This is a genomic window from Mastigocoleus testarum BC008, assembly GCF_001456025.1.
GTDB lineage: Bacteria > Cyanobacteriota > Cyanobacteriia > Cyanobacteriales > Nostocaceae > Mastigocoleus > Mastigocoleus testarum.
The window spans coordinates 1-21,579 of the sequence record NZ_LMTZ01000105.1; the positions used below are offsets into that span (position 1 = coordinate 1).

Genomic DNA, 21,579 nt, shown 5'->3' on the forward strand with positions numbered 1-21,579 from the left:
TCTGATTATTACGTTAGTTCTGGCTCACAGTTAACACTGTCCAAAACCAGACGGCTAGCGTGTTGCAAATTTTCGGAAGAGTCTAATATCGTTTACTGTGTTGGTGTGTCTAATAAAAATGAGAATAACAAAATTTCAAATGGAAAATTTAATTTAAGCTATCACAATGTATGAAAAGCTCAGCCAATCAAAACCCCTTCTCCAATCCTCAGAAAAGTATTTTCGGTGGTAATATCAAAGTTGGTGGAAACCTAACCGTTGGAAACATTACTCAAAGCAATAATTCCGCCACAACAAATCAACCCACAAGCCGAACCAAAAACCCAACCCCAAAGCGCACAATATTAATCCTTGCATCCAGCCCAATAGATCAGGCAAGATTACGCTTAGATAAGGAAGCGCGGGAAATCGATGAAGGTTTACGAAGGTCACAAAAACGAGAACAATTTACCTTAGAACAAAAATGGGCTGTCCGTCCCGATGATTTACGTCGCGCACTTTTAGATTTTCATCCCCAAATTGTTCACTTTTGCGGACATGGTAGTGGAGAAAAGGGACTAATGTTAGAAAACAATCTGGGAGAAGCACAGTTAGTTCCCACCGATGCTTTAGCAAAACTATTTAAATTATTTAGCGATCACGGTGTAGAATGTGTCGTATTAAATGCCTGCTATGCTGAAGTCCAAGGAGAAGCAATTTCCCAACATATTAACTATGTAGTGGGGATGAGCGATGAAATAAGTGATGACGCTGCAGTTAAATTTGCACTTGGTTTTTACGATGCATTAGGTGCTGGTTGGTCGTACAAAGATGCTTATGATATGGGATGTAATGCGATCGCGTTAGAAGGAATTCCAGAAGAATTGACCCCAGTATTAAAAACAAGATTAATTTAGATCGAGTAACTGATAACTGATAACTGTTAACTGACAACTGTCAACCAACTTTCTGATACTCTGGGTATTCAGAGAGGAGAAGCCCTAGAGGAATCCAAATGTCAGAAAATTTGAGAAGTCGAGCAATTACACAGGGTCCAGAAAGAACACCAAATCGCGCCATGCTCCGTGCGACCGGTTTTGGTGATGGAGATTTTACTAAACCCATTGTGGGAATTTCCAATAGTTTTAGCACCATCACCCCTTGTAATATGGGGATAAACCAGTTAGCCCAAAGAGCAGAAACTGGGATTCGGGAAGCAGGGGGAATGCCCCAAATGTTCGGTACCATTACCGTAAGCGATGGTATTTCCATGGGTACTGAGGGTATGAAGTATTCCTTGGTATCGCGGGAAGTAATTGCTGACTCCATTGAAACAGCTTGTACCGCTCAAAGTATGGATGGGGTTATAGCTATCGGTGGTTGCGATAAAAATATGCCGGGTGCAATGATTGCCATTGCAAGGATGAATATTCCGGCTGTGTTTGTTTATGGTGGGACGATTAAACCGGGACATCACGATGGACGTGACCTGACTGTTGTGAGTGCTTTTGAGGCTGTTGGTGCTTACAAAGCTGATAAAATTGACGATAAAGAATTATTAGAAATCGAACGTAAGGCTTGTCCTGGGGCTGGTTCTTGTGGTGGAATGTTCACTGCAAATACCATGTCTTCTGCTTTTGAAGCCTTAGGAATGAGTTTACCCTATTCTTCTACCATGGCTGCGGAAGATGCAGAAAAAGCTGACAGCACGGAAAAATCAGCATTTTTCTTAGTGGAAGCCATTCGCAAACAAATTTTACCCCGCCAAATCATTACTCGTAAATCTATTGAAAATGCTATTTCGGTAATTATGGCGATTGGTGGTTCTACCAATGCGGTCTTACACTTTTTAGCGATCGCTCGTGCTGCTGGTGTAGAACTTACCCTGGATGATTTTGAAACTATTCGTACCCGCGTTCCAGTTTTATGTGATTTAAAGCCTAGTGGTAGATATGTGGCTACAGATCTACACAAAGCTGGTGGTATTCCCCAAGTAATGAAAATATTACTGGAACATGACCTATTACATGGGGACTGCTTAACTATTACTGGTCAAACGGTGGCTGAAGTTTTAGCAGATGTACCTGCAGAACCATCAAGTAATCAAGATGTAATTCGTCCTTGGGATAATCCTATGTATAAGCAAGGACACCTCGCCATTTTGAAGGGTAACTTAGCACAAGAAGGTGGTGTTGCCAAAATTACTGGTGTTAAAACTCCACAAATGACTGGTCCAGCGCGGGTATTTGAATCGGAAGAAGCTTGTTTAGATGCAATTTTAGCCGGTAAAATTCAAGCCGGTGATGTAGTTGTCGTCCGTTATGAAGGACCGAAAGGTGGTCCGGGAATGCGGGAAATGTTAGCCCCAACCTCAGCTATTATTGGTGCTGGTTTGGGTGATTCGGTTGGTTTAATTACTGACGGACGTTTTTCTGGTGGTACCTACGGTTTGGTGGTCGGTCACGTTGCTCCGGAAGCAGCTGTTGGCGGTACTATCGCCCTTGTAGAAGAAGGGGATTCCATTACAATTGATGCTACTGCACGTTTATTGCATTTAAATATATCTGATGAAGAATTAGAACGTCGTCGGGCAAATTGGAAACCGCGATCGCCACGTTACAATACAGGAGTACTAGCAAAATATGCCAAACTAGTATCTTCTAGTAGCTTGGGAGCTGTTACTGATTTGGATTTATTTTAAGCGATTGAAGATTGAGGATTGGGGATTAAAGATCGTTTTATTGAAGTTATCTATATAACTATTAGAACTCTAAAATGCAGTACAAAGTAAAAAAATGATTATTAAGCTAAGTTAAAAATAGATTAGTAATCAAATAATAACTATGTACCCTTTGCACAGATATAGCGATCTAAATTCCTAGTTCTCAATTCCTTGAACTTTTCTAATTTCTTAAATTCACTTAATTCTTGCAACTCCCACGCAGAAAATGAAATTTAAACATTCAATCAACCTACATAAAGGTACAACTTTTCTTTTTGTTCTAGGTCTAATGTTGTGGTACCAGAATTTTACTATAGGACCTTGGGTATATTTGGCTTTGCATGGTAGTTATGGAATCATGTGGTTGATTAAAGACAATATGTTCCCAGATAAACAATGGGATAAAGAAACTTCCATACCAATGGGAATATTTATTTTTGTAGGTTTGGGCTTATATTGGGTTGCTCCATTTATTTTGATAAGTAGCGGTTCTCAACCTCCTGCTCCATTAATAGCCTTAGCTATTATCATGAATTTATTTGGAGTTTTTTTACATTACAGTGGCGATGCACAAAAGTACTATACTCTCAAATATAAGCCTGGATTAATTACGGAAGGATTTTTTGCTCGCTGTCGCAATACCAACTATTTAGGAGAAATCCTGACTTATAGTAGCTTTGCAATCTTGGCTCAACATTGGCTTCCTTTTGTTGTTTTGGGGTTATTCGCTTCAGCAGGATTTATTCCAAATATGATTAAAAAAGAGAAATCACTTTCCCGTTACCCTGAATTTGAGGAATATAAAGCTAACTCGGGATTAATTTTGCCTAAATTATTTGGATTTGGAATTGGTACTTCAACTCAAAGCTCAACAACAGCAAATACATCTCAAGAAAGTCGTTAATTTGATTATTTTGTAAAAGCAAGACTCAATCAGCTTTACAACAGTTTAAAAGAGGTCTATCTGCTAAGTTCTCAAGTTCTTCAGACAGAAGTAAATTTGTCCATTTTTCTTGTAGTGAAGTGTCTTGTGGTTTCGCAAGACGAAGCTTTGCTAAATTCATTAAGGCATCATACCAAATTCCGTTTTCCGCATACAGTTCTATTTGTTGCAAAAGAGTTCCCTGTTTGAGTTTTTCTGTCAGGTTAGGGCTTAGTTCTATACGTTCTATCCATCCGTCAATTGTTTCTAATTTGGCTGGTTGTTCGGGGTCGCATTTAACTCTAACCTTGAGAAACCAATGGTACATTTTGTGATGCATTTTCTCACTTATTTCCAAGGCTTGAATACTTTTATTCATAGGAATGCTAACAACACCTGGAGTTTCTGGTTTATTTAAAAAATTTCTATATAGTGTTTTACTAGGTGTTTGAGATTCATCTTTAATTACAAATTCTATTGTTGCAATTGACGATTGATCGTAGGGAACAAAAAACCAGAAAGTAGGGTATTCAGCTGTTGTTAATCCCCAAACTTTAGTCACAGGAATTATTTCTTCCCGATCAAATGTAATTGTTTGTTGGTAATCAGGAGCTAAAGCCATTAGAGGTTGTTCGCCATTATTACATCCCCTACTAGCAGCTCCTCCACGATTCCCTGCTGCACTGCGGTCGGGTGGTGGCGGTGGTGGTGTAAATTTTAATGAGTTACTTCTAAAATTAGTAGGATTAGCAAAAATTTCTGAGGAGTAAACAATATTTACCAAACATAATCCAATTAAGGTAGCAGATAAATTTATAATAAATAAATTTATTATTTTTCGCCTATTTTTTACCATAATTAAATTAAAAAAATTATTTAAAGAGAAATATTTATGAATTATTCTGTTTACAGAACTTTGAAGTTTTTAATATAAAGTGCTTACAATAGATAAAACTTTTTATGAGTCTTAATATTCAATATTCTCATATTAATTTGATAAATTGAGAAGACTGCAATTTATTGTTACCAACTATTTATTTCTGCTTGATTTTTGAACCTAAATATACTGTTGTAATAACATTGGTGCTGACAAAAATTAAAGCAGCAGGAATAAGAGGAATCAAACAACCAAATAAACTTAACAAGATAATTGCAATTCCATACAAAATAATAAATCCTATCCCTACAGCTAACAGCAAATAGCTTGGTCGTCGCACATACCAAGCAAGTGAAATACCAACTATCGACCAACCCCAAATCCAAATCACCTCAAACCATATTGACCAACTCCATAGGAGGGGTCGTCCATCTAGAACAGCACTTAGCAGTTGACTGACCATTTGTGCTTGGAGAATAACTCCCGGTATAGTTTTTTGTTTTCCTTCAATCGTATAAGGAGTCAAAGAGTAATCTCGAAAGCTCTCTGCGGTGGTACCAATGAGAATTATTTTATCTTTTACTGCTGCAGCATTGAGTTTACCTGCTAACAGTTCTCCTAAAGTAATCTTGGGAGCGATCGCTTGTGGGGAAGGAGAAAAGCGGTAGTTGAGTAAAATTTGGTGTCCTAAAGCATCAATCCTTTGGTATGCTCCAGTATGTGCTTCCAAAGGTTTAAATTTTAATTGACCTAGTTTCCATTTACCTTGCGACGTGAATTGTAGCTTAACTCCTTTCTTGTATAGATAGCGCAAAGCTAGTTGCACGCTTAAAGCATAAGAAGCTTGACAGGGAGAAGAGAGAGGAGGAGTTAAGGCTAAATAATGGCGGCGCACTACATTATCTTTATCCAGAAGAATATCGCTAAAACCTAAATGGTCTTGGGAAACTTCTGGAGGTGGAGCAACACCAGATTTACCTGTTTGGGGTTCGCTAACCTTACAAACTGCAACTAACCGATTCTGCATTAATTTTACTAGTTGGGGATATTTTTTATCTGTTGGATAATCCCGGTATATATCTAAACCAATAGCTGCAGGTTGATGTGGCTCTAACTTCGCTAATAATTGGGTAAGAAATTTATCTGATAATGAACCTCGAGGTTTTTCCGATTGTTGCGATCGCACATCTTCTTCGGTAATAGTTACAATCAGTAGACGCGAGTCTGGTTTCTCTGGGGGTCGCATTTGCATTAACCAATCAAAGGCTTGGATTTCTAATGATTGCAGTAATCCTAAATATCGGCTTCCCATTAATAACCCAGTCATTAATAAGCTTGCGAACAATATAAACGGTAAGCCCAATCGATTTAAAACTCCAATTCTTGGAGTATGGATAAATTGCTCTGATTGTGAAGGTGTAACTACATTAGTTGGATTACTGGTTGAACTGAAATATAGTTGCGACCAAGTTAAGGGTAACTCAGCAGGATTTTGACAGATTACAGGTAACCAAGTAGCACAGGGGAACTGATTTTCTAGTGCTTGTAATCTTTCCCTTGCTTCCCGGACGGCTAAATATGAGGAATCTCCCCGTGCAAAAGCTTCTAAAAAATACTTTAAAAATTGCTGTGCGACTCGGTCGGGGACGGGTTCGCGCATAACGACAATTTGGGGAATATTTAAATCTGCAAACTCCCGCGCTAATCCCAAACCATCGCAGGAGTTGAAAATTGCTAATTGTAATCCCCTTTCCACAGCTTTTTTCAAAGCATACTTTAACTGACTAATTGTTAAACTTTCAGTTTGATTGATGTAGATTTTTCCCGTTTCATTGGTTTGAGTTGCGCTATGTCCGGCGAAAAAGAAAATTTGCCAATCTTGTTCCCATAATTTATCTGTGAGGTCTTTAGATTCCGGCTCAACTAAAAAAGTAATATCTGCATTAGGTAAATTTTCCAACAGTATTCGGTCTACTTTAGTATCAATTCCTTGGCTATTACCCAATATTGCCAGTATTTTTACTTTCCCGTTGGTAGCTGTCATTTGCTCTACTCGTTCGTAACTAGGCGCACTCAGAGCTATTTCAGCTTTAGGATAGCGTTCGATTAAATCCCACAAATGCCAAGGAAATTTTTGTAATCGTAGATCTCTAGTTTGTAAAATTACGCGTATTGTGTCGCCAGGTGTGAGTTTTTCCAACCATTTCTCACAGATGGGACGAAATGAATCAGATGCTAGCCAAGTATTAAAATTAACTTTTAACTTTTGGGCTGCTTGATGACATTCTTCCAAACTAGGGGCTTGAGTAACCTGCTTTGGTAAACCTATGGGGCGAGATGGTAAACGGAGATGACGATAAATAGATTGCCAATGATAATAATCGCGGAGAATAGTTGGGTTGGGGGGAAGTTTAGCCGTAATTTCCACCGCAGGGAGAGCATTTTCATCACCTATCTGTAAAATTGCGTAAAAACCTTGTTCAAAATCTCCCTCTATTAACTTTAAAACTACTAACTTTCCCACAGTCGCTTCTCCTAAGATGGTGATCCTCTTAGTAAATTCAGTAACGCGAAATCGCTTGAATAAAATTTACTGCAAATTATATTGACTTGGCTACTTTTGCTACATAGTTTGTAATTATTATCGCTGCAGATAAAGTTAATTGGGATTTTCTGGAAATGGGAAGGAGCATTAAAGGAATAATTATTTGAATTACTCATCTTTCAATTCAAATCTTTACCTTGATTCAGTTGGATATATATTATATCTTCCTCTTCTTAGACCAAACCTGAAAGTTTTGTACCTGTCAATATATAGGGATTCCCAAGAAGTTTTAGTTGTCCACTGTTGATTATGGAGAGTGTTCTGATACACTCTAAAGTATACCATTGGGAAAACATCTGTTCCCACAGCTTGACCACATCTATTGTATTTAGTGTTTGGCATCTTCATAGTGATTTTAATACTAGATCTGGGTTCGATGTAGTACTTCCTACGCCTGTATGTGAAAAAGCTGAACTCTGCAAGTCTATGAGTATCGTTATGGATAGTAAATTTATATGTTTTTCTCGTAGCGCTTCTTACGCAAGATGGTCTGGGTTTAGGTCTATGGATATGAGGTAGAGGGATTCCAAATCTATCTTTCTTCCGGTGAGCTTCTACTTTTTCATTTCCCACGACAAAAAATGTAGATAATAACAATCCTGCGATTAGTAATCTTTTCATAACTCTTGTTTAGTTAATAAATTTATTTGTTGTTAGCTACTACGATAACTTTCTATTTTTATGCATCAATACGGTTAAGTTAAGAATTATTTTGAAACGAATAAGATGCTCTGAGACACTATAGAGACTGAGTTCTACCTGTCTACCTGCAGCGAAGGTATAGAGTTTCTATTGCTTCTCTACCAAGAAATTCAGGCTTGAATGAAGCGCAGCTTTTTATATAAAAAAGCAAAGTTATTTGTTGTCAAAAATTATAAAATGAAGTACTTAAAGATATATTCAAACCCTAAGTACTTCACATTCAAAATAAGAATATATGGAAAATCAAATACTCAAGTTTAGCTGCATGTCAATCTGTAGGTATACTTGAGAAAATTTGATCCCATATGAATCTTTCTTCTTGGCCAAATTCTTTTCTTCAAATATGGATTAGAGCTTCTCGCAGATAAATATACAATAGCATTGCGTGTTGGGAAAAGATAACCATGCTGTCCAGCTTTTAAGGAATAATTAGTAATTTTCCATTTAGAGGAATTACGAGGAATATACTTTACTTGAACCTTAATAGGAGATGGACAAGCATTGTCTAAATAAAATTTGTATGCGGTTTCATCTAGTCTACGTTGGTCTAATTCTCTTCCGGTCTTCCGGATACCAGAGTTTCGATTAAATACATCAAGGTCTTTGATACCCCAACCTGCATAAACAGGACTAAGTACACTTGAAAATGCTAATCCTAAAAATGCACCTGTGGTTGCAGTTTTAATAACTACTTTTTTCCAATTATTATTCATATTTTTATACCTGTTTATTTGATTTATCTGTTGCACTTATGAGGTCAGTTCCTCTGATGTCACTCTCTACGATGACTTTTAATCTTTATGCACTTGAAGCGAAAATTTTTGGAAAAATCTTTCAAACCCGTTTTTCGCGAGCAATCATTACTTCACTCTTAATGATCTGAATTTTTCTAGCCATTCTTCCCTTCTCGACTATTTTCAGATTGCGATCGCTCACCTGAGAAAAATCCTCAAAACCTTCAATCCTGAATACAGTTCCTATTTAAAAAGTTACGCAAAGTTATCTTTTGAGTAAATTATTAAGGATGAATTACGTTTGCGTCGGGAAGTAGATATTTGTTCAGATTGAGGTTTGTTATATAAATTCAGCCGTAATATCATGTCCATTAAATCAGTTACGATATGTCATTGCGAGCGGAACGGAGCGCAGCGTCTCCCCTCGGGAGAAAACAATCGCAGGATTTTGCGATTACTATGTCCTGTCGGACACGCTGCGCTAACACTCCGCTATCGCTGCGTTCGTAATGACAAGCGTAATTACAAGCGTTTAACCGGACATGATATAAAAGGTTGATAAAGTCACCACAAAATATGGGTTTTACACTACGATTATTAACTGAAGACTTACAACTATTTGAAAATAATCAGGACACAGCAACAAGTCCTGTAGAAATGTTGTATCTGGAAGTTGTTTTAGAATCAGGAGAAGGACTAGTTTGGGAAACAGAACCAATATCGGATGACTGGGAGAGAGAAATATTATGGCTTTAGATTTGACGTCTTTGTCTCATGCTTCCGTAAAAATCTACTACCAACACCTAACACAAATAGACTACCTAACACTATAGTTGGTTCTGGTACTTCAGTGCTTGTTTGAGAACCAATTTGTTTGATTTCTAAATCATCCGCACCATTACCAAATCCTGTTCCTCCATTCAAATCGTCACTTTCATCTGCACTCAGGAACTTGATTGATGAGTTAATAGCCAATCCAAGTATACCCGAACCTGATTTTGTAAACGTCTTATCCACTTCATTTATTTCATAGATACCGGGAATACTATCATTTAATATAGATTTGATGTCGTTCACAAAATCATACCGCAAATCAGAAGATACTTTTATTGGAGTAAACCGTAAAAAACTTTCTGGATTTTGATAATTATTAGCATCCCCGAAGTAAATCTGATAAGTAATTTCATCATTATTTAATACAGCGCTAAGATTAGCTTTAAATCCGCTGCTCGAAAGTCCTAAAGTATCAAGCTCTCCACCTACTTGTGAACCATTTATTAATCTTCCCGGTTCATTTTTAATATCAAAATTACTTTCAAAAACTGTAATCGCATTTTCGAATATGCCGATGTTATCATTGTTTAAAAAATTATCTTTTATCTTTGTATTATCATCTCTCTCAAAAATAGCTTCAAATTGTAATGCAGGAAGATTCTTTGATTTATTATATGTCTTACCTTTTCTCGCTGCATTCGCTGATTCTGTAAAATTTCCTATAGCTGATGTTGTAATTAATGAAAACATTAGGGTTGAAAGAGTAAATTTTCGTAAATTCATTTTTTATTAATTAGTGATTTTTATTTTGATAGATTTATACTATCATTCAAGTATTATTTACCAGGTAATAGTACATAAAATTTACTTTTGTTTTAAGCATACTTTATGTGTTTTTTACACATAACAAAAAATACAAATTTAATTAAAAATATTTTTACAGAAAACTATTTATGATTTTTAATAGTATGTGTTAACAGAATTCTCAACTACATTGATAACAGTATTGATTGATAATTCAGTCAAATTCTATTAAAATTTTGTTTTATACAGATGGCATTAAAAATGACTATTTTTTGGTCGTATAGAATTTTAAAATTTAAAGTTTTTGTTTTTATTGTTTTAAGTAATTTAATACTGAGTGTTTTAGGCAATAAGACTCTGGCTCAAATTACTGCAGATGATAGTCTTGGTAACGAGCAATCAGTAGTTTCACCAGCAAGTAGTCAAACTGACTTAATTGAGGGAGGAGCAGCGAGAGGGAATAACCTCTTTCATAGTTTTCAGGAGTTTAATATTGGTCAAGGACGAGAAGCTTATTTTGCCAATCCAGTAGAAATAAAAAATATCTTTAGTCGAGTGACGGGAAGTAATCCTTCTCGTATATTAGGTAAATTAGGCGTTTTAGGCGATGCCAATTTATTTTTCATCAATCCGAATGGAATCGTCTTTGGAGAAAATGCAAGCTTGGATGTAAATGGTTCTTTTCTTGCTAGCACGGCAAATAGCATCCTCTTTCCTGATGGCAAATTCTTTAGTGCTAATAATCCCCAAGGGAGCCAACCTTTGTTAACTATTGATGTTCCCATTGGTTTGCAATTTGGAGGTGTACCTGGAAATATAATTAACCGCTCGGTGGTAAGTGATGAAGATAGTGGCGAACTTGTTGGACTTGGGGTAAAGCCAGGAAAAACTTTAGGTTTGCTGGGTGGAGATATCCAAATAGAAGGTGGTTCTCTAAATGCGGAAGCTGGAAGAATTGAGTTGGGAAGTGTCACAGGGAATAACACAGTCAATCTAACTTTAGGAGATGAAGGGTTTTTATTAGGTTATACAGGAGTAAACAATTTTGCAGATATCAGTTTATCTCAAGCTGCTGAGGTGGATACAAGGGGTGACAAGGGAGGTGATGTTCAAATTCAGGGAAGAGAAATAACCCTTACAGAAGGTAGTCAGGTACTTTTAGATTCTTTCGGGGAAGGAAAAGTTGGAGATTTAACCGTAAAAGCGACGGAATCGGTCAAATTAGAAGGTACGGGAATAGGTGAAGATGAAGAAGGAGAGTTTCAATTTCCCAGTGGATTTTTTGGAGATGTTACCGATATAGGTGATGGGGGAATAATTTCAATTGAAACCAAACGATTGATAGTCAAAAATGGGGGAAGTATCTCAACATCTACTTTTTGGGAAGGAAAAGGCGGTAATTTAACTATCAAAGCATCGGAATCAGTAGAAGTTTTAGGCACAGCACCAAATGGTGATTTTCCCAGTGCTTTATTTGCTGATGTTTTCGATACAGGTGATGGCGGAAATCTAACAATTGATACACAAAAACTCATTATCAAGGATGGAGCGCAAGTTTCAGCTTCAACTTTTGGTGACGGTAGTGCAGGAAATTTAATAGTGAAAGCTTCAGAATCAGTGCAATTAGAAGGTGTGGTCCTAGGAACCGATATTCCCAGTGGCTTGTTTACTTCAGTTGAAGAAGGGGCTACAGGTAACGCCGGAAACTTAAGCATTGAAACTGGAAAAATTACCGTTCGCGATGGCGCACAAATTGCAAGTACTGCAAGAAATGGCTCCAAGGGTGGAGATTTAAATATAAATGCCTCTGATTCTATCCTTGTAAGTGGAACTGCACCCAACGCAACTTTAATTAGTGGACAAAGCGGGATTTTTGTTTCTGCAGAACCTGCATATACAGATGAATCAGGAGAATTAGTTCCCACTACTGGAAATTCTGGAAACTTGTTGATTAATACTGGTAAGTTAATTGTTGAAGATGGGGGAAAAATTTCAGCGGATACTTTTGGTTCTGGTAGAGCAGGTGAGTTAACTTTGAATGTCAATCATTTGATTGTCCGCAATGGAGGATTGGTTAGAACTGGTTCTTTGCTAGAAGATGGTGCAGTTAATCAGGAAAGAGGAAACGCTGGAAATTTAACAGTTAATGCAACTGAATCAGTACAGGTAATTGGGACTGGTACAATTGGAGGTGTGCAGGTTAATAGTAATTTATTTACAGCCTCTGAAGGTTCTGGAGATGCGGGAAATATTTTTGTAACTACCAAGAAAATGGATATTCGAAATGGTGGGGAGGTAACTGCTAGTTCTTCCGGGGATAAAATAGGCGGAAATATCAATCTTGATGTTGATTCTCTTACTCTGGATGATGGAACTATCTCTGCCCAAACCCGTAGTAATACTGGCGGTAATATTAACCTGAACTTGCAAGACTTATTATTACTCCGTAACGGTAGTAATATCTCCACTACTGCAGGAAATCAGCAATTTGGTGGTAATGGTGGCAACATTACAATTAATACACCTTTTATTGTTGCTTTACCTCAAGAGAATAGCGATATTACAGCCAATGCTTTCAGCGGCAATGGTGGTAAAATTGACATTACTACTAATGCTATTTTCGGAATTTTTCCTCGAGATACATCAACTCTATTTAGCGATATTACAGCTACTTCCCAATTAGGAGTTAATGGCGAAATCAGTATTGATACCCTAGATTTAGATCCTTCTAGCGGTTTAGTAGAACTACCTTCAAACCTTGTTGATACTTCTCAACAAATTGCTCAAGGTTGCAGTACTACAAGAAGCCGAAAAAGGGTTAACAGCTTTACTCGCATCGGAAGGGGAGGATTACCTTTAAGTCCGAATGAGTCACTCCGGGGACGTGCTGTAATTACAAACTGGGTTGATTTACCGTCACAAATTGTTAGTAAAAGACCTAATCAAAGGAGGAATCAATTATCTGCAGTACCTGTAGGCTCTCAATCTAGCGATCGCGATCAGATTATCGAGGCTCAAGACTTAGTTGTAGATGCAAAGGGTGATATCTTCCTTGTGGCTAAATCGACTCAGAGTAATGTTACTCCTTCTGGTTTTTCATGCGGTAAATAAGAAGGCGACATATAAGAAATTTTATGAAATATGAATTTATGAAATATAAATTTATGAAATATAAATTTATGAAATATAAAAATGGTCGAAATAACCACCAAAGACTTATAGGTAAACTACTGACGGGTAATAGAGGTTTTATTCGTCATCTTAAAATTAATTACTTCCCTGTATTTACTGTCTTGGTTTTGGTAACAACTTTTTTGTGCGTTATTACATTTCCTGTAACTGCAACTGTGGAGATATCTTCAGAACCGCAAACTGTATCTCTGCAACAGGGTAAAAAACTGTATGAATCTGGAAGATTTACAGAATCTGTCAAGATTTTGCAACAAGTTGTAAAAAAATATCGCAACCAAGGAGATGAATTACAGGAAGCTGTAGCATTAAGTAATTTGGCATTAGTCCATCAAAAATCTGGCAATTTAACTCAAGCACAGCAAACAATTAATGAAAGCTTGAAATTACTGGAAAACACTTCTACTAACCAAAATTTAAATATCCTGGCCCCAATTCTTGATATTCAAGGTAGTATTCAATTAGATTTGGGACAAGCAGAGCAAGCCTTACAGACTTGGCAACGTAGTGAAAAAATTTATCAGCAATTAAATAATAAAAGTGGTATTGTCCAGGCTCGCATCAATCAAGCACAAGCATGGCAAGTTTTAGGATTTTACCATCGAGCTTTAACGACTTTAACTGAATTACAACAAAATTTAGAATCCCAACCTGATTCCATTACTAAAGCTGTAGAATTAAGGGCTTTAGGTGATACGCTGCAATTATCAGGTAATTTACAGCAATCGAACCAAGTACTACAGCAAAGTTTAAAAATAGCCCAAAAGTTAGATTCTCCTCAAGATATAAGTTCTGCTTTATTTAGTTTGGGTAATACAGCTCGTGCAAAGCAAGACTTTGAAAGTGCGATCGCTTTCTATCAAAAAGCTGCTGCGATCGCGCCCGATCGAGTTACTAAGGTTCAAGCTTTAATTAATCAATTCACGCTGTTAGTAAACAGAGAAGACACAACAGCACAACAGCTATTACCACCGATTCAGAATTTACTGAAAAATCTACCCGTTTCCCAAACATCAATTTATGCTCGCATTCACTTGGCTCAAAGTTTATTAAAATTAGAGACTAAACCTGAAAAAGTAGTTCGGGAACAATTTTTCCAACTCTCCATTTTCCAACTCTCCACTACAGCCATAAAACAAGCTCAAGATTTAGGAGATAAGCGAGCGGAAAGTTTTGCACTTGGAACTTTGGGGAATATATATGAGAAAACTGAACAGTTTGCCAATGCTCAAAGTTTAACTCAACAAGCGCTTAATATCGCACTAGGAATAGATACTCCGGATATTACTTATCGTTGGTATTGGCAATTAGGACGCTTATTAGAAAAACAGGGAAATATACAGGATGCAATTATTGCATATGATGGAGCTATTAGTAATTTACAGACTTTACGTAATGATTTAGTCGCAGTGAATCGGGACGTACAATATTCCTTTAAGGAAAGTGTAGAGCCAGTATATCGCGAGTCAGTTGCATTATTATTAAGTCCACAAAATGTAGGAAAAACCCAACAAACCGATCAAGATCAAACCAATCGAGACCAAAAAATCTTAGATAAAGCCAGACAAAGGATTGAAGCACTACAATTAGCAGAATTAGATGATTACTTTCGACAAGCTTGCATAGATGCTCAAACTGTTATTTTAGACAAAGTAGTAGATGAGGATAATCCCACTGCTGCAATTATTTACCCAATTATTCTGCCGCAACAGTTACAAGTAATCGTCAAAATACCCAAACAACCCTTACGTAGCTATACAGTTAAAAAATCGCAAGAAGAAATCGAAGCTGTTCTCACGCAGTTGCGCGAATATCTTTTAGAGAGCGATCGAGAAGAAGAAGTACAAGCATTATCCCAGGAAGTATATGGTTGGTTGATCGAGAATATAGAGTCAGATTTACAGAATAGTGGGGTTAAAACCCTAGTATTTGTCCTAGATGGAGCATTAAGGAATGTCCCCATGGCTACTCTGTATGATGGTCAACAATATCTCATTGAGAAATACGCTGTAGCCCTTAGCTTAGGACTCCAATTACTTCCTCCCAAACCCATTGCAGAACAACCACTCCAAGTCATAGCTGCTGGTTTAGTAGAACCACCAACAGAATTTAAAAAGTTTCCACCCCTACCAGGAATTACATCTGAATTTGATTTGATAAACCGAGCAGGGGTATCTACTAAGCAATTACTCAACCAAGAATTTACCAGTAATAATTTAGAAAAAAGTGTTAACACTAATCCCTTTAATGTCTTGCACTTAGCAACCCACGGTCAGTTTAGCTCTCGACCGGAAAATACTTTTATTCTTGCTGCCGATGGTGCTATTAATGTAAATCAGTTTGATAGTTTGCTGCGTCGTCGGGATGAAATCCGTCCAGAACCTTTAGAAATGCTAGTTTTAAGCGCTTGTCAAACTGCTACTGGCGACAATCGCGCCACATTGGGGTTAGCAGGGGTATCGGTGAAAGCGGGTGCTCGTAGTACATTAGCTTCATTGTGGCATATTAGCGATCGCTCTACTGCGGTATTGATGGGTGAATTTTATCGCGAGTTAGCAACTAGCAAAGTAACGAAAGCAGAAGCTTTACGTCGCGCTCAAGTTAAACTCTTGAAAAAATATCCTAATTATGAATATCCTGCTTTTTGGGCTCCTTATGTATTACTTGGTAATTGGCTTTAAATGCTGATGGATGGTTTTAACATACTGTCCCAAATGATATTACTGCAGCAAAAATAAAATTGACTATTTGAAATATGAGCAAGTTTAATATTGATATACTGAAAAAAACCTAAGTCTTATAGGTGCAGGAAAATAGAATTTCATCTCGAAATGCATTTTATTAGTGAGAGAAAGTAATATGCCAGTAGTTCTGATTAAAGGTATTTTCAAACCTGCTGCTGGTATACCTGATGGTGATACGATTCGATTTGCTCCATTCAACCCATCTCTTCTACTCAGGCTAGAAATAAAAAGTAAAAATCCCCGTATAAACTCAAATAATGGCACAATTTCCCTACGCTACGAAGGAATTGATGCTTTAGAAAAAGATGCTGTTGAATCTTTTGCTTCTCAAGCTACCGCAACTAACCTCAAGTTATTGGGTTTAAAAGGAGTAAATGATGAAACTGAAGGTTATATACTTGCTAGCTGTGTTGGGACTAATGGTAGACCAATTTCCTTTGTATTTTCTGGGACAACAGATGAGAAGGATGGTTCCCGAATATTCCTCAATCCAGAAAGAATGAAGGATAGTGTAAACTACAAACTATTAAAAATTGGCTTAGTGTATCCATTGTTTTATGATAATCTTTTTCCCGAATTGAGGGAGACATTGGCTTCGACAACAGCTTCAGTACGAGAGTCAGGTTTAGGAATTTGGCCTAAAGACAGAACAAAAAAAGGTGTAACCTGGAGAGGTCCTCGTTCTCTTGCAAAACTTCCACCAATATTTCCTAAGTTGTGGCGCAGATTAGAAAACTATACCAAAGTTCGTGATTTTAAACATCGTTGCGCAACCTTAAGGTATTTTCAGGAATATTTACAAACAAAGCACGATCGCATTTTTATTGTTTCTGAATCTAGGTTTACTAGTTTGGCTCGCATTGTAGCAATTAATAATAATAAAATTAGTCTTTCCTATTTACCTGAAGATATAGTATTTCACAGGATACTTTAAAAGTAGGGTGTATTTTAATTAAAGGGAACGGGGAACGGGGAACGGGGAACAGGGAACGGATTCAAGGAATTGATGTGTAGAGGTATTTTTTGAAATTTGTATTATATGATGTCCGCTTAATTACTTATGAAAAAATATGTTTGTAGTAGCGCTTTAGCGCCAATGTTTGTCTATTGCGCTAAAGCGCTACTACGAACCTTATTACAAGTGTTTTACCGGACATGATATTAGACCCAATCATAAGTTTCATTTGGGGTTAAAGTGCGCTCGAGTTTGATATATTCACTTTGTGTAGCTTCAAGTAGGTGAATCATCTGAATTTTTTTACCTTCCTGTGCTGCGCGAAAAGCAGCTCTGAGGGCGATACTTTTGATATTACCCCCGGCTACATTTAACCGTCCTAACTTTTCAAAATCTCTGGATTCATCAATATCCAACACACCATGGGGGAAAACTCTTTGCCAAATTTTGATTCGTTCTTCTTCATTTGGGAAAGGAAACTCTACAACAAAGCGCAAGCGACGCAGGAAAGCAGTATCGAGGGCATCTTTGATATTGGTGGTAATAATAGATAGTCCGTTATAATCTTCTAAACGCTGTAACAAGTAACTAACTTCCATGTTTGCATAACGGTCTTTAGAATCTTTAACTTCGCTTCTTTTCCCAAATAGAGCATCACCTTCGTCAAACAGGAGAATAACCCCACCAACTTCAGCAGCATCAAAGAGTTTTGCAAGATTTTTTTCGGTTTCACCGATGTATTTGCTTACGGTAGCAGAAAGGTCGATTTTGTAGACATCTAAATTTAACTCCCGTGCGATAACTTCTGCAGCCATGGTTTTACCGGTACCTGGTACCCCAGCAAACAAAGCGCAAGTACCCAAACCGCGATTGTTTTTACCCCCGAACCCCCATTTTTCATAAACTACACTCCTTTGACTCAAATGAGCAATCATTTCTTTAAGAATCAGCTTGGGTTGTTCTGGAAGAATTAAATCGTCCCAAGTAGCTTTAGCTTCGATACGAGTTGCGAGATTATCTAGGGAGGGTCGGGCTTGAGCGCGACAGCTATTCCAAAGGGCTGCTTTTAGTTCCTTCTCATCATTCAAAGCTGATGTCTGAGATAATGCAGTATGAGTGGCATTAGCAATAGCCTCAGGAGTAAGTTGAAAATTAGTTACTAGAAGATCAATTTGGGATTCTAATTGGGAAGAATAATCGCCAAGATTCTCAAACCAAATTGACCTTTGCTCTTGATTGGTAAGCGGTTTAACTTCCCAAGTAGTTATGGAACGGCGAGATAATTGCAAAGGTTCGGGGCTGCTAATAATTATAGGTGCGTTAATATTATCTAAGAAAAAGTTTAAAGCTGTCTGTCGAGAAGCATCAGTATCATTTAGGTTTTCACAGTCTAAAAACAAAATGCTGGGTACAAGTCGATGTTCTCTTTTCCAAAGCAGAATTAATCGGTCTAAATCGGTTACTTTCGTAGGCAAAAACATTGCAGATGTATAATAAAGCGCCCATCCTATTTCCTTACTAACCCGAGCTGCTATGTGCAATTTGCAACTTACTTGAGTACCGCATAACTGGATGAAGGGATTTTTAACAGTTGTTTGCCACTGTTGTAAGATTTGTTTAACTATTTGAGAATGTGTTGAAGATAAGTCTTTAGAGTAAGTATCCGCTGGAATTGGCTTGATTCTACTTTGAAGTTCGCGATCGATTTTATTATCTCCCAATAAATGATAAAGTAATCTGCGGTTAACTCGAAGAGGACTGTTAATTAAAGCAGTTTTATCGGAAATAGAGATCAATTCCCAGTTTCTCAAAGGAGATTGATAGTGAAATAATTCAAAGGAAAAATCAGAAAATATTGTAAGAGCTAAATTAAAAGTTGGATAGTGTATTTGGGAATTATTTTGGATTTGGGCAATCAATTTATTAAAATGGCTATCTAATTCCCAGCCAATACAAAGCAATAGTAGCTGTCGTTCTAATTTAGATAAATTAAAAGATTTGCAAAGTACTTCAAAAGCAGGGAGATATTCTTGTTCGGCAATTGTAGCACTTAATTCTTCTATTAATTCTAGTTGGGAGTCCTGGGGATATTCTTTCCCATCTATACAGGATTGCAGTCTTTGACGGATTTTATCAATCGCATTCAAAAGATAAATTAAATCTTGTTGACTGACTTGATGGGATGGGGTGAGAGTCATAGAGAATCTTTAACTTTAAATGTAAATAGACTAGATTTTACTTATTTTTGTAGAAGAATAAAAATATCTTTTGGTTTATTCCCATTAGATTATTAACATAGTAAGATACTGCAAAACCTATCAAACTGAGATTTACTTGTAAAAGTATTTAGTTGTAAAGTATCTAGTTTCAAAAATACCTGCCTTAATAAATAGTAAAAACTTTAAGTTTTATTGATATGTCTAAAGAAGAAGATTTGAATCGGCGATATAGTTCGGCTAATCAATCTCAAAATCAACAAAGACTCAAAGGTTCTAAGTCTCTAAACCCTAAGCGTTCTTTGAATCCCAAACGTTCTTTGAATCAGAGCAAGTCTTTAAATTCACCTAATTTATCACAGGATTTAGGTGGTAGTAGTCCCTTGATAAAAGTACCCTCGAGTAGTCTTGGGGGTTCAAGTTTATTAATGAGGGCTGCTAAAAATACTAGTTTTACTCGAGAAGTTGATGGAGGTAATAACGGACAAAATTCCTCAAAATATTTATTTAATAAAGAAAACAAGAAGGAAAATGAGAAGACAAAGCAAAATAATGAAAATGGACAAATAAGTCCTCCAGGTGACGTAGATGAGTGTCAGAATCTTTTAGCAGAAATTGCTCAGTTAGCTCTGGAGGTAGACCAACGTTATAGAGATCTACTCGAAGATAAACACAATTTATATAATCGACGGCGAAATATTAGCGATCCTCCATTAACAAGTTCTTCTGGTAGGAACATCGGATCGTGGGAGGGACATCAAGAGAAATATAAGGACACGAGAGAACTGATGGAGAAAAAAATCAAAGAATTTCAAGAGAATGATAATTGTGACGATAAGTTCGACCCGCTAGGATACGGATTTGAAAAGGAGTACGAGCTTGCGGAAAGCTATGTAGGAAAACCGGCTCCAGAAGAACCTCTTCCCAAAGATCGCAATCAACTGCTAGATAAAGTTAAAGAGTTGGGAGGATATGTCGAAGATGGTGCTATATGGTTCGATAAAAACGTAAGTCCTGTTGTAGTGACTACATTGACTGTAATCGCTGCTATCCTGGGACTTGTTTTTGGAGGTTTCAAATCACCATCACCATATTAGTTATCATAGTTACAGGATTCACGCACAAGAAAACAATCACTTCTCTATGAGGTTAACCGAAACTCTGAGCCCTCTTATGGCGATCGCAGTCATTGATTAATATGGTTTGGGATCACATTTTCGTAAGGTAATAGTTATCCCAAGCTATTAGAAATCCCTCAAGATTACGTAAGTTCTAAGTTAGAGATTTTTTTACGTCAATAATTTATCTAACAAATTTGGATGCTTTAAAAGGTAGTAATGAGTTTATAAGATTAATTTATTCATTATTTGTTTGAGGATATAAAAAATATAAAGATGGGAAAAGAAGTAATATGAAAAAATATTTTTTTAAATATTAAGAACAAAAATAGTAACTTAAAAAAAATTAGCAATGAAATCAAATATTTATTTAAATGTACACTGGCATAAAATTCTTTCACTTCCTACTTTAGACTGGGCTAAACCTTTTTTGCCTATTGTGGAAGTACCCGAACATATTTTAAATAACTTGGATGCTTTGAAAGTTATTTATGCTAATTCGACTAATAACTATAATACAAAAAGGAGAAAAACAAAATTTTCATTAGAAGAAAGAGGAAAGCAAGAAGCGTTATTAACCAGAGAAATGGTCAGTGAGTATCTGAATGAAATTAGTAAACAAATTTCAAAAGAAGCTGCGATAAAGTTGGAACGATGGTTTCATTTTCATTTTTTTAATAATGAAGCTGAGATAGCGTTAAGAGAGTGGGGATTAGTTTTACATTATAGTTACATGACTCCAAGGGATCGGAAGTTTTATAGAAAAATTCCTTGTCCAGCTTCATTGATGCTATTACTCCCAGAATTAGAAAATTTAGTTAAGCTACAGACGGCAAACAAAATTGAAGAAGAGATATTAAAAGCAGCTCCTCTTGTAGAAATTGAAGAATGGGAAAAAGAATATGGCTTTGTTCCTGAAAGTGGAATGAAACCCTGTTTTGAAAGTGTGTTACTTCGACAAGCGCTAGATTCTACTTTAATATTTAAAGCTTTGCGGATAATTGCATGCAAGCTGGATCCTAAAGAACAAAAAGAAGTAGTTGATTGGGCTGAAAATCAATTTCAAAGAATCTATAGTCATAGACCTAAAATCCAACAGAGTGGAAGACTTTGTGGTGGTAAATATTTACTGAGTGAACTACCAGAATTGGATGAAAGTTTAGTACTTTCATACTAAGATTAATAGTTTTTTATAAATGAGATTCTGACAGAATTCCAGATGATTGGGATTGGTAATT

General features: G+C 36.7%; 15 protein-coding genes. 10 read left to right on the plus strand and 5 right to left on the minus strand.

All coding sequences use genetic code 11. The annotated features are described in order from the left end of the window. Positions 1 to 170: 170 nt before the first annotated feature. The 3 genes from BC008_RS24755 (at position 171) to BC008_RS24765 (ending at position 3,605) form a co-directional block, all read left to right on the plus strand. Positions 171 to 896, plus strand: coding sequence for a CHAT domain-containing protein (locus BC008_RS24755; RefSeq protein WP_058183969.1), 726 nt, complete (start codon positions 171 to 173; stop codon positions 894 to 896). Positions 897 to 994: 98 nt separating this feature from the next. After that, positions 995 to 2,680 (plus strand): dihydroxy-acid dehydratase, encoded by a 1,686-nt coding sequence (gene ilvD / locus BC008_RS24760; RefSeq protein ID WP_027844233.1) that lies wholly within the window; start codon positions 995 to 997, stop codon positions 2,678 to 2,680. Positions 2,681 to 2,927: 247 nt separating this feature from the next. Beyond that, entirely contained in the window at positions 2,928 to 3,605 is a 678-nt protein-coding gene (locus BC008_RS24765) for a DUF1295 domain-containing protein (protein ID WP_027844232.1), read from the plus strand. A gap of 25 nt (positions 3,606 to 3,630) precedes the next feature. Here the strand turns inward: BC008_RS24765 and BC008_RS24770 are convergent, their stop codons facing one another. From BC008_RS24770 to BC008_RS24785, 3 genes are all read right to left on the minus strand, one after another. Beyond that, entirely contained in the window at positions 3,631 to 4,479 is an 849-nt protein-coding gene (locus BC008_RS24770; protein WP_036266154.1) for a DUF928 domain-containing protein, read from the minus strand. A 178-nt stretch (positions 4,480 to 4,657) separates the two neighbouring features. Then, positions 4,658 to 7,024, minus strand: a complete 2,367-nt coding sequence (locus tag BC008_RS24775) for a CHASE2 domain-containing protein (RefSeq protein WP_036266151.1) — start codon at positions 7,022 to 7,024, stop codon at positions 4,658 to 4,660. A 1,040-nt stretch (positions 7,025 to 8,064) separates the two neighbouring features. Then, a complete protein-coding gene (locus BC008_RS24785) occupies positions 8,065 to 8,520 on the minus strand; it encodes a hypothetical protein (RefSeq protein WP_058183971.1) in 456 nt (151 codons plus the stop codon). Between the two features lie 385 nt (positions 8,521 to 8,905). Between BC008_RS24785 and BC008_RS48640 the strand changes: the two genes are divergently transcribed. Beyond that, complete coding sequence (locus BC008_RS48640) at positions 8,906 to 9,100, plus strand: hypothetical protein (protein WP_153009660.1); 195 nt, start codon at positions 8,906 to 8,908, stop codon at positions 9,098 to 9,100. Positions 9,101 to 9,117: 17 nt separating this feature from the next. Continuing rightward, positions 9,118 to 9,297 carry a DUF1822 family protein gene (locus BC008_RS24790; protein ID WP_058183972.1) on the plus strand — a complete coding sequence of 60 codons (180 nt, stop codon included), beginning with the start codon at positions 9,118 to 9,120 and terminating at the stop codon, positions 9,295 to 9,297. Here the strand turns inward: BC008_RS24790 and BC008_RS24795 are convergent. Further along, positions 9,286 to 10,098, minus strand: coding sequence for a hypothetical protein (locus BC008_RS24795; RefSeq protein WP_027844229.1), 813 nt, complete (start codon positions 10,096 to 10,098; stop codon positions 9,286 to 9,288). The genes BC008_RS24790 and BC008_RS24795 overlap by 12 nt on opposite strands. A 282-nt stretch (positions 10,099 to 10,380) precedes the next feature. Here BC008_RS24795 and BC008_RS24800 point away from each other — a divergent pair, with 282 nt between their 5' ends. From BC008_RS24800 to BC008_RS24810, 3 genes are all read left to right on the plus strand, one after another. Beyond that, positions 10,381 to 13,230 carry a beta strand repeat-containing protein gene (locus BC008_RS24800; RefSeq protein WP_063800813.1) on the plus strand — a complete coding sequence of 950 codons (2,850 nt, stop codon included), beginning with the start codon at positions 10,381 to 10,383 and terminating at the stop codon, positions 13,228 to 13,230. A 68-nt stretch (positions 13,231 to 13,298) separates the two neighbouring features. Continuing rightward, complete coding sequence (locus BC008_RS24805) at positions 13,299 to 15,989, plus strand: CHAT domain-containing protein (protein ID WP_082650621.1); 2,691 nt, start codon at positions 13,299 to 13,301, stop codon at positions 15,987 to 15,989. A 178-nt stretch (positions 15,990 to 16,167) separates the two neighbouring features. Then, entirely contained in the window at positions 16,168 to 16,986 is an 819-nt protein-coding gene (locus BC008_RS24810) for a hypothetical protein (protein ID WP_058183974.1), read from the plus strand. Positions 16,987 to 17,213: 227 nt separating this feature from the next. Here the strand turns inward: BC008_RS24810 and BC008_RS24815 are convergent, their stop codons facing one another. Then, entirely contained in the window at positions 17,214 to 19,205 is a 1,992-nt protein-coding gene (locus tag BC008_RS24815; RefSeq protein ID WP_027844466.1) for an ATP-binding protein, read from the minus strand. A gap of 218 nt (positions 19,206 to 19,423) precedes the next feature. On the opposite strand from BC008_RS24815, the gene BC008_RS24820 reads away from it, so the two are divergent. Both BC008_RS24820 and BC008_RS24825 read left to right on the plus strand, forming a co-directional pair. Continuing rightward, the gene (locus tag BC008_RS24820; protein WP_058183975.1) at positions 19,424 to 20,320 is read left to right on the plus strand and encodes a hypothetical protein; all 897 of its coding nucleotides are present in this window, start codon (positions 19,424 to 19,426) and stop codon (positions 20,318 to 20,320) included. A gap of 373 nt (positions 20,321 to 20,693) precedes the next feature. Then, positions 20,694 to 21,518, plus strand: a complete 825-nt coding sequence (locus BC008_RS24825) for a hypothetical protein (protein WP_027844464.1) — start codon at positions 20,694 to 20,696, stop codon at positions 21,516 to 21,518. Positions 21,519 to 21,579: the final 61 nt, after the last annotated feature.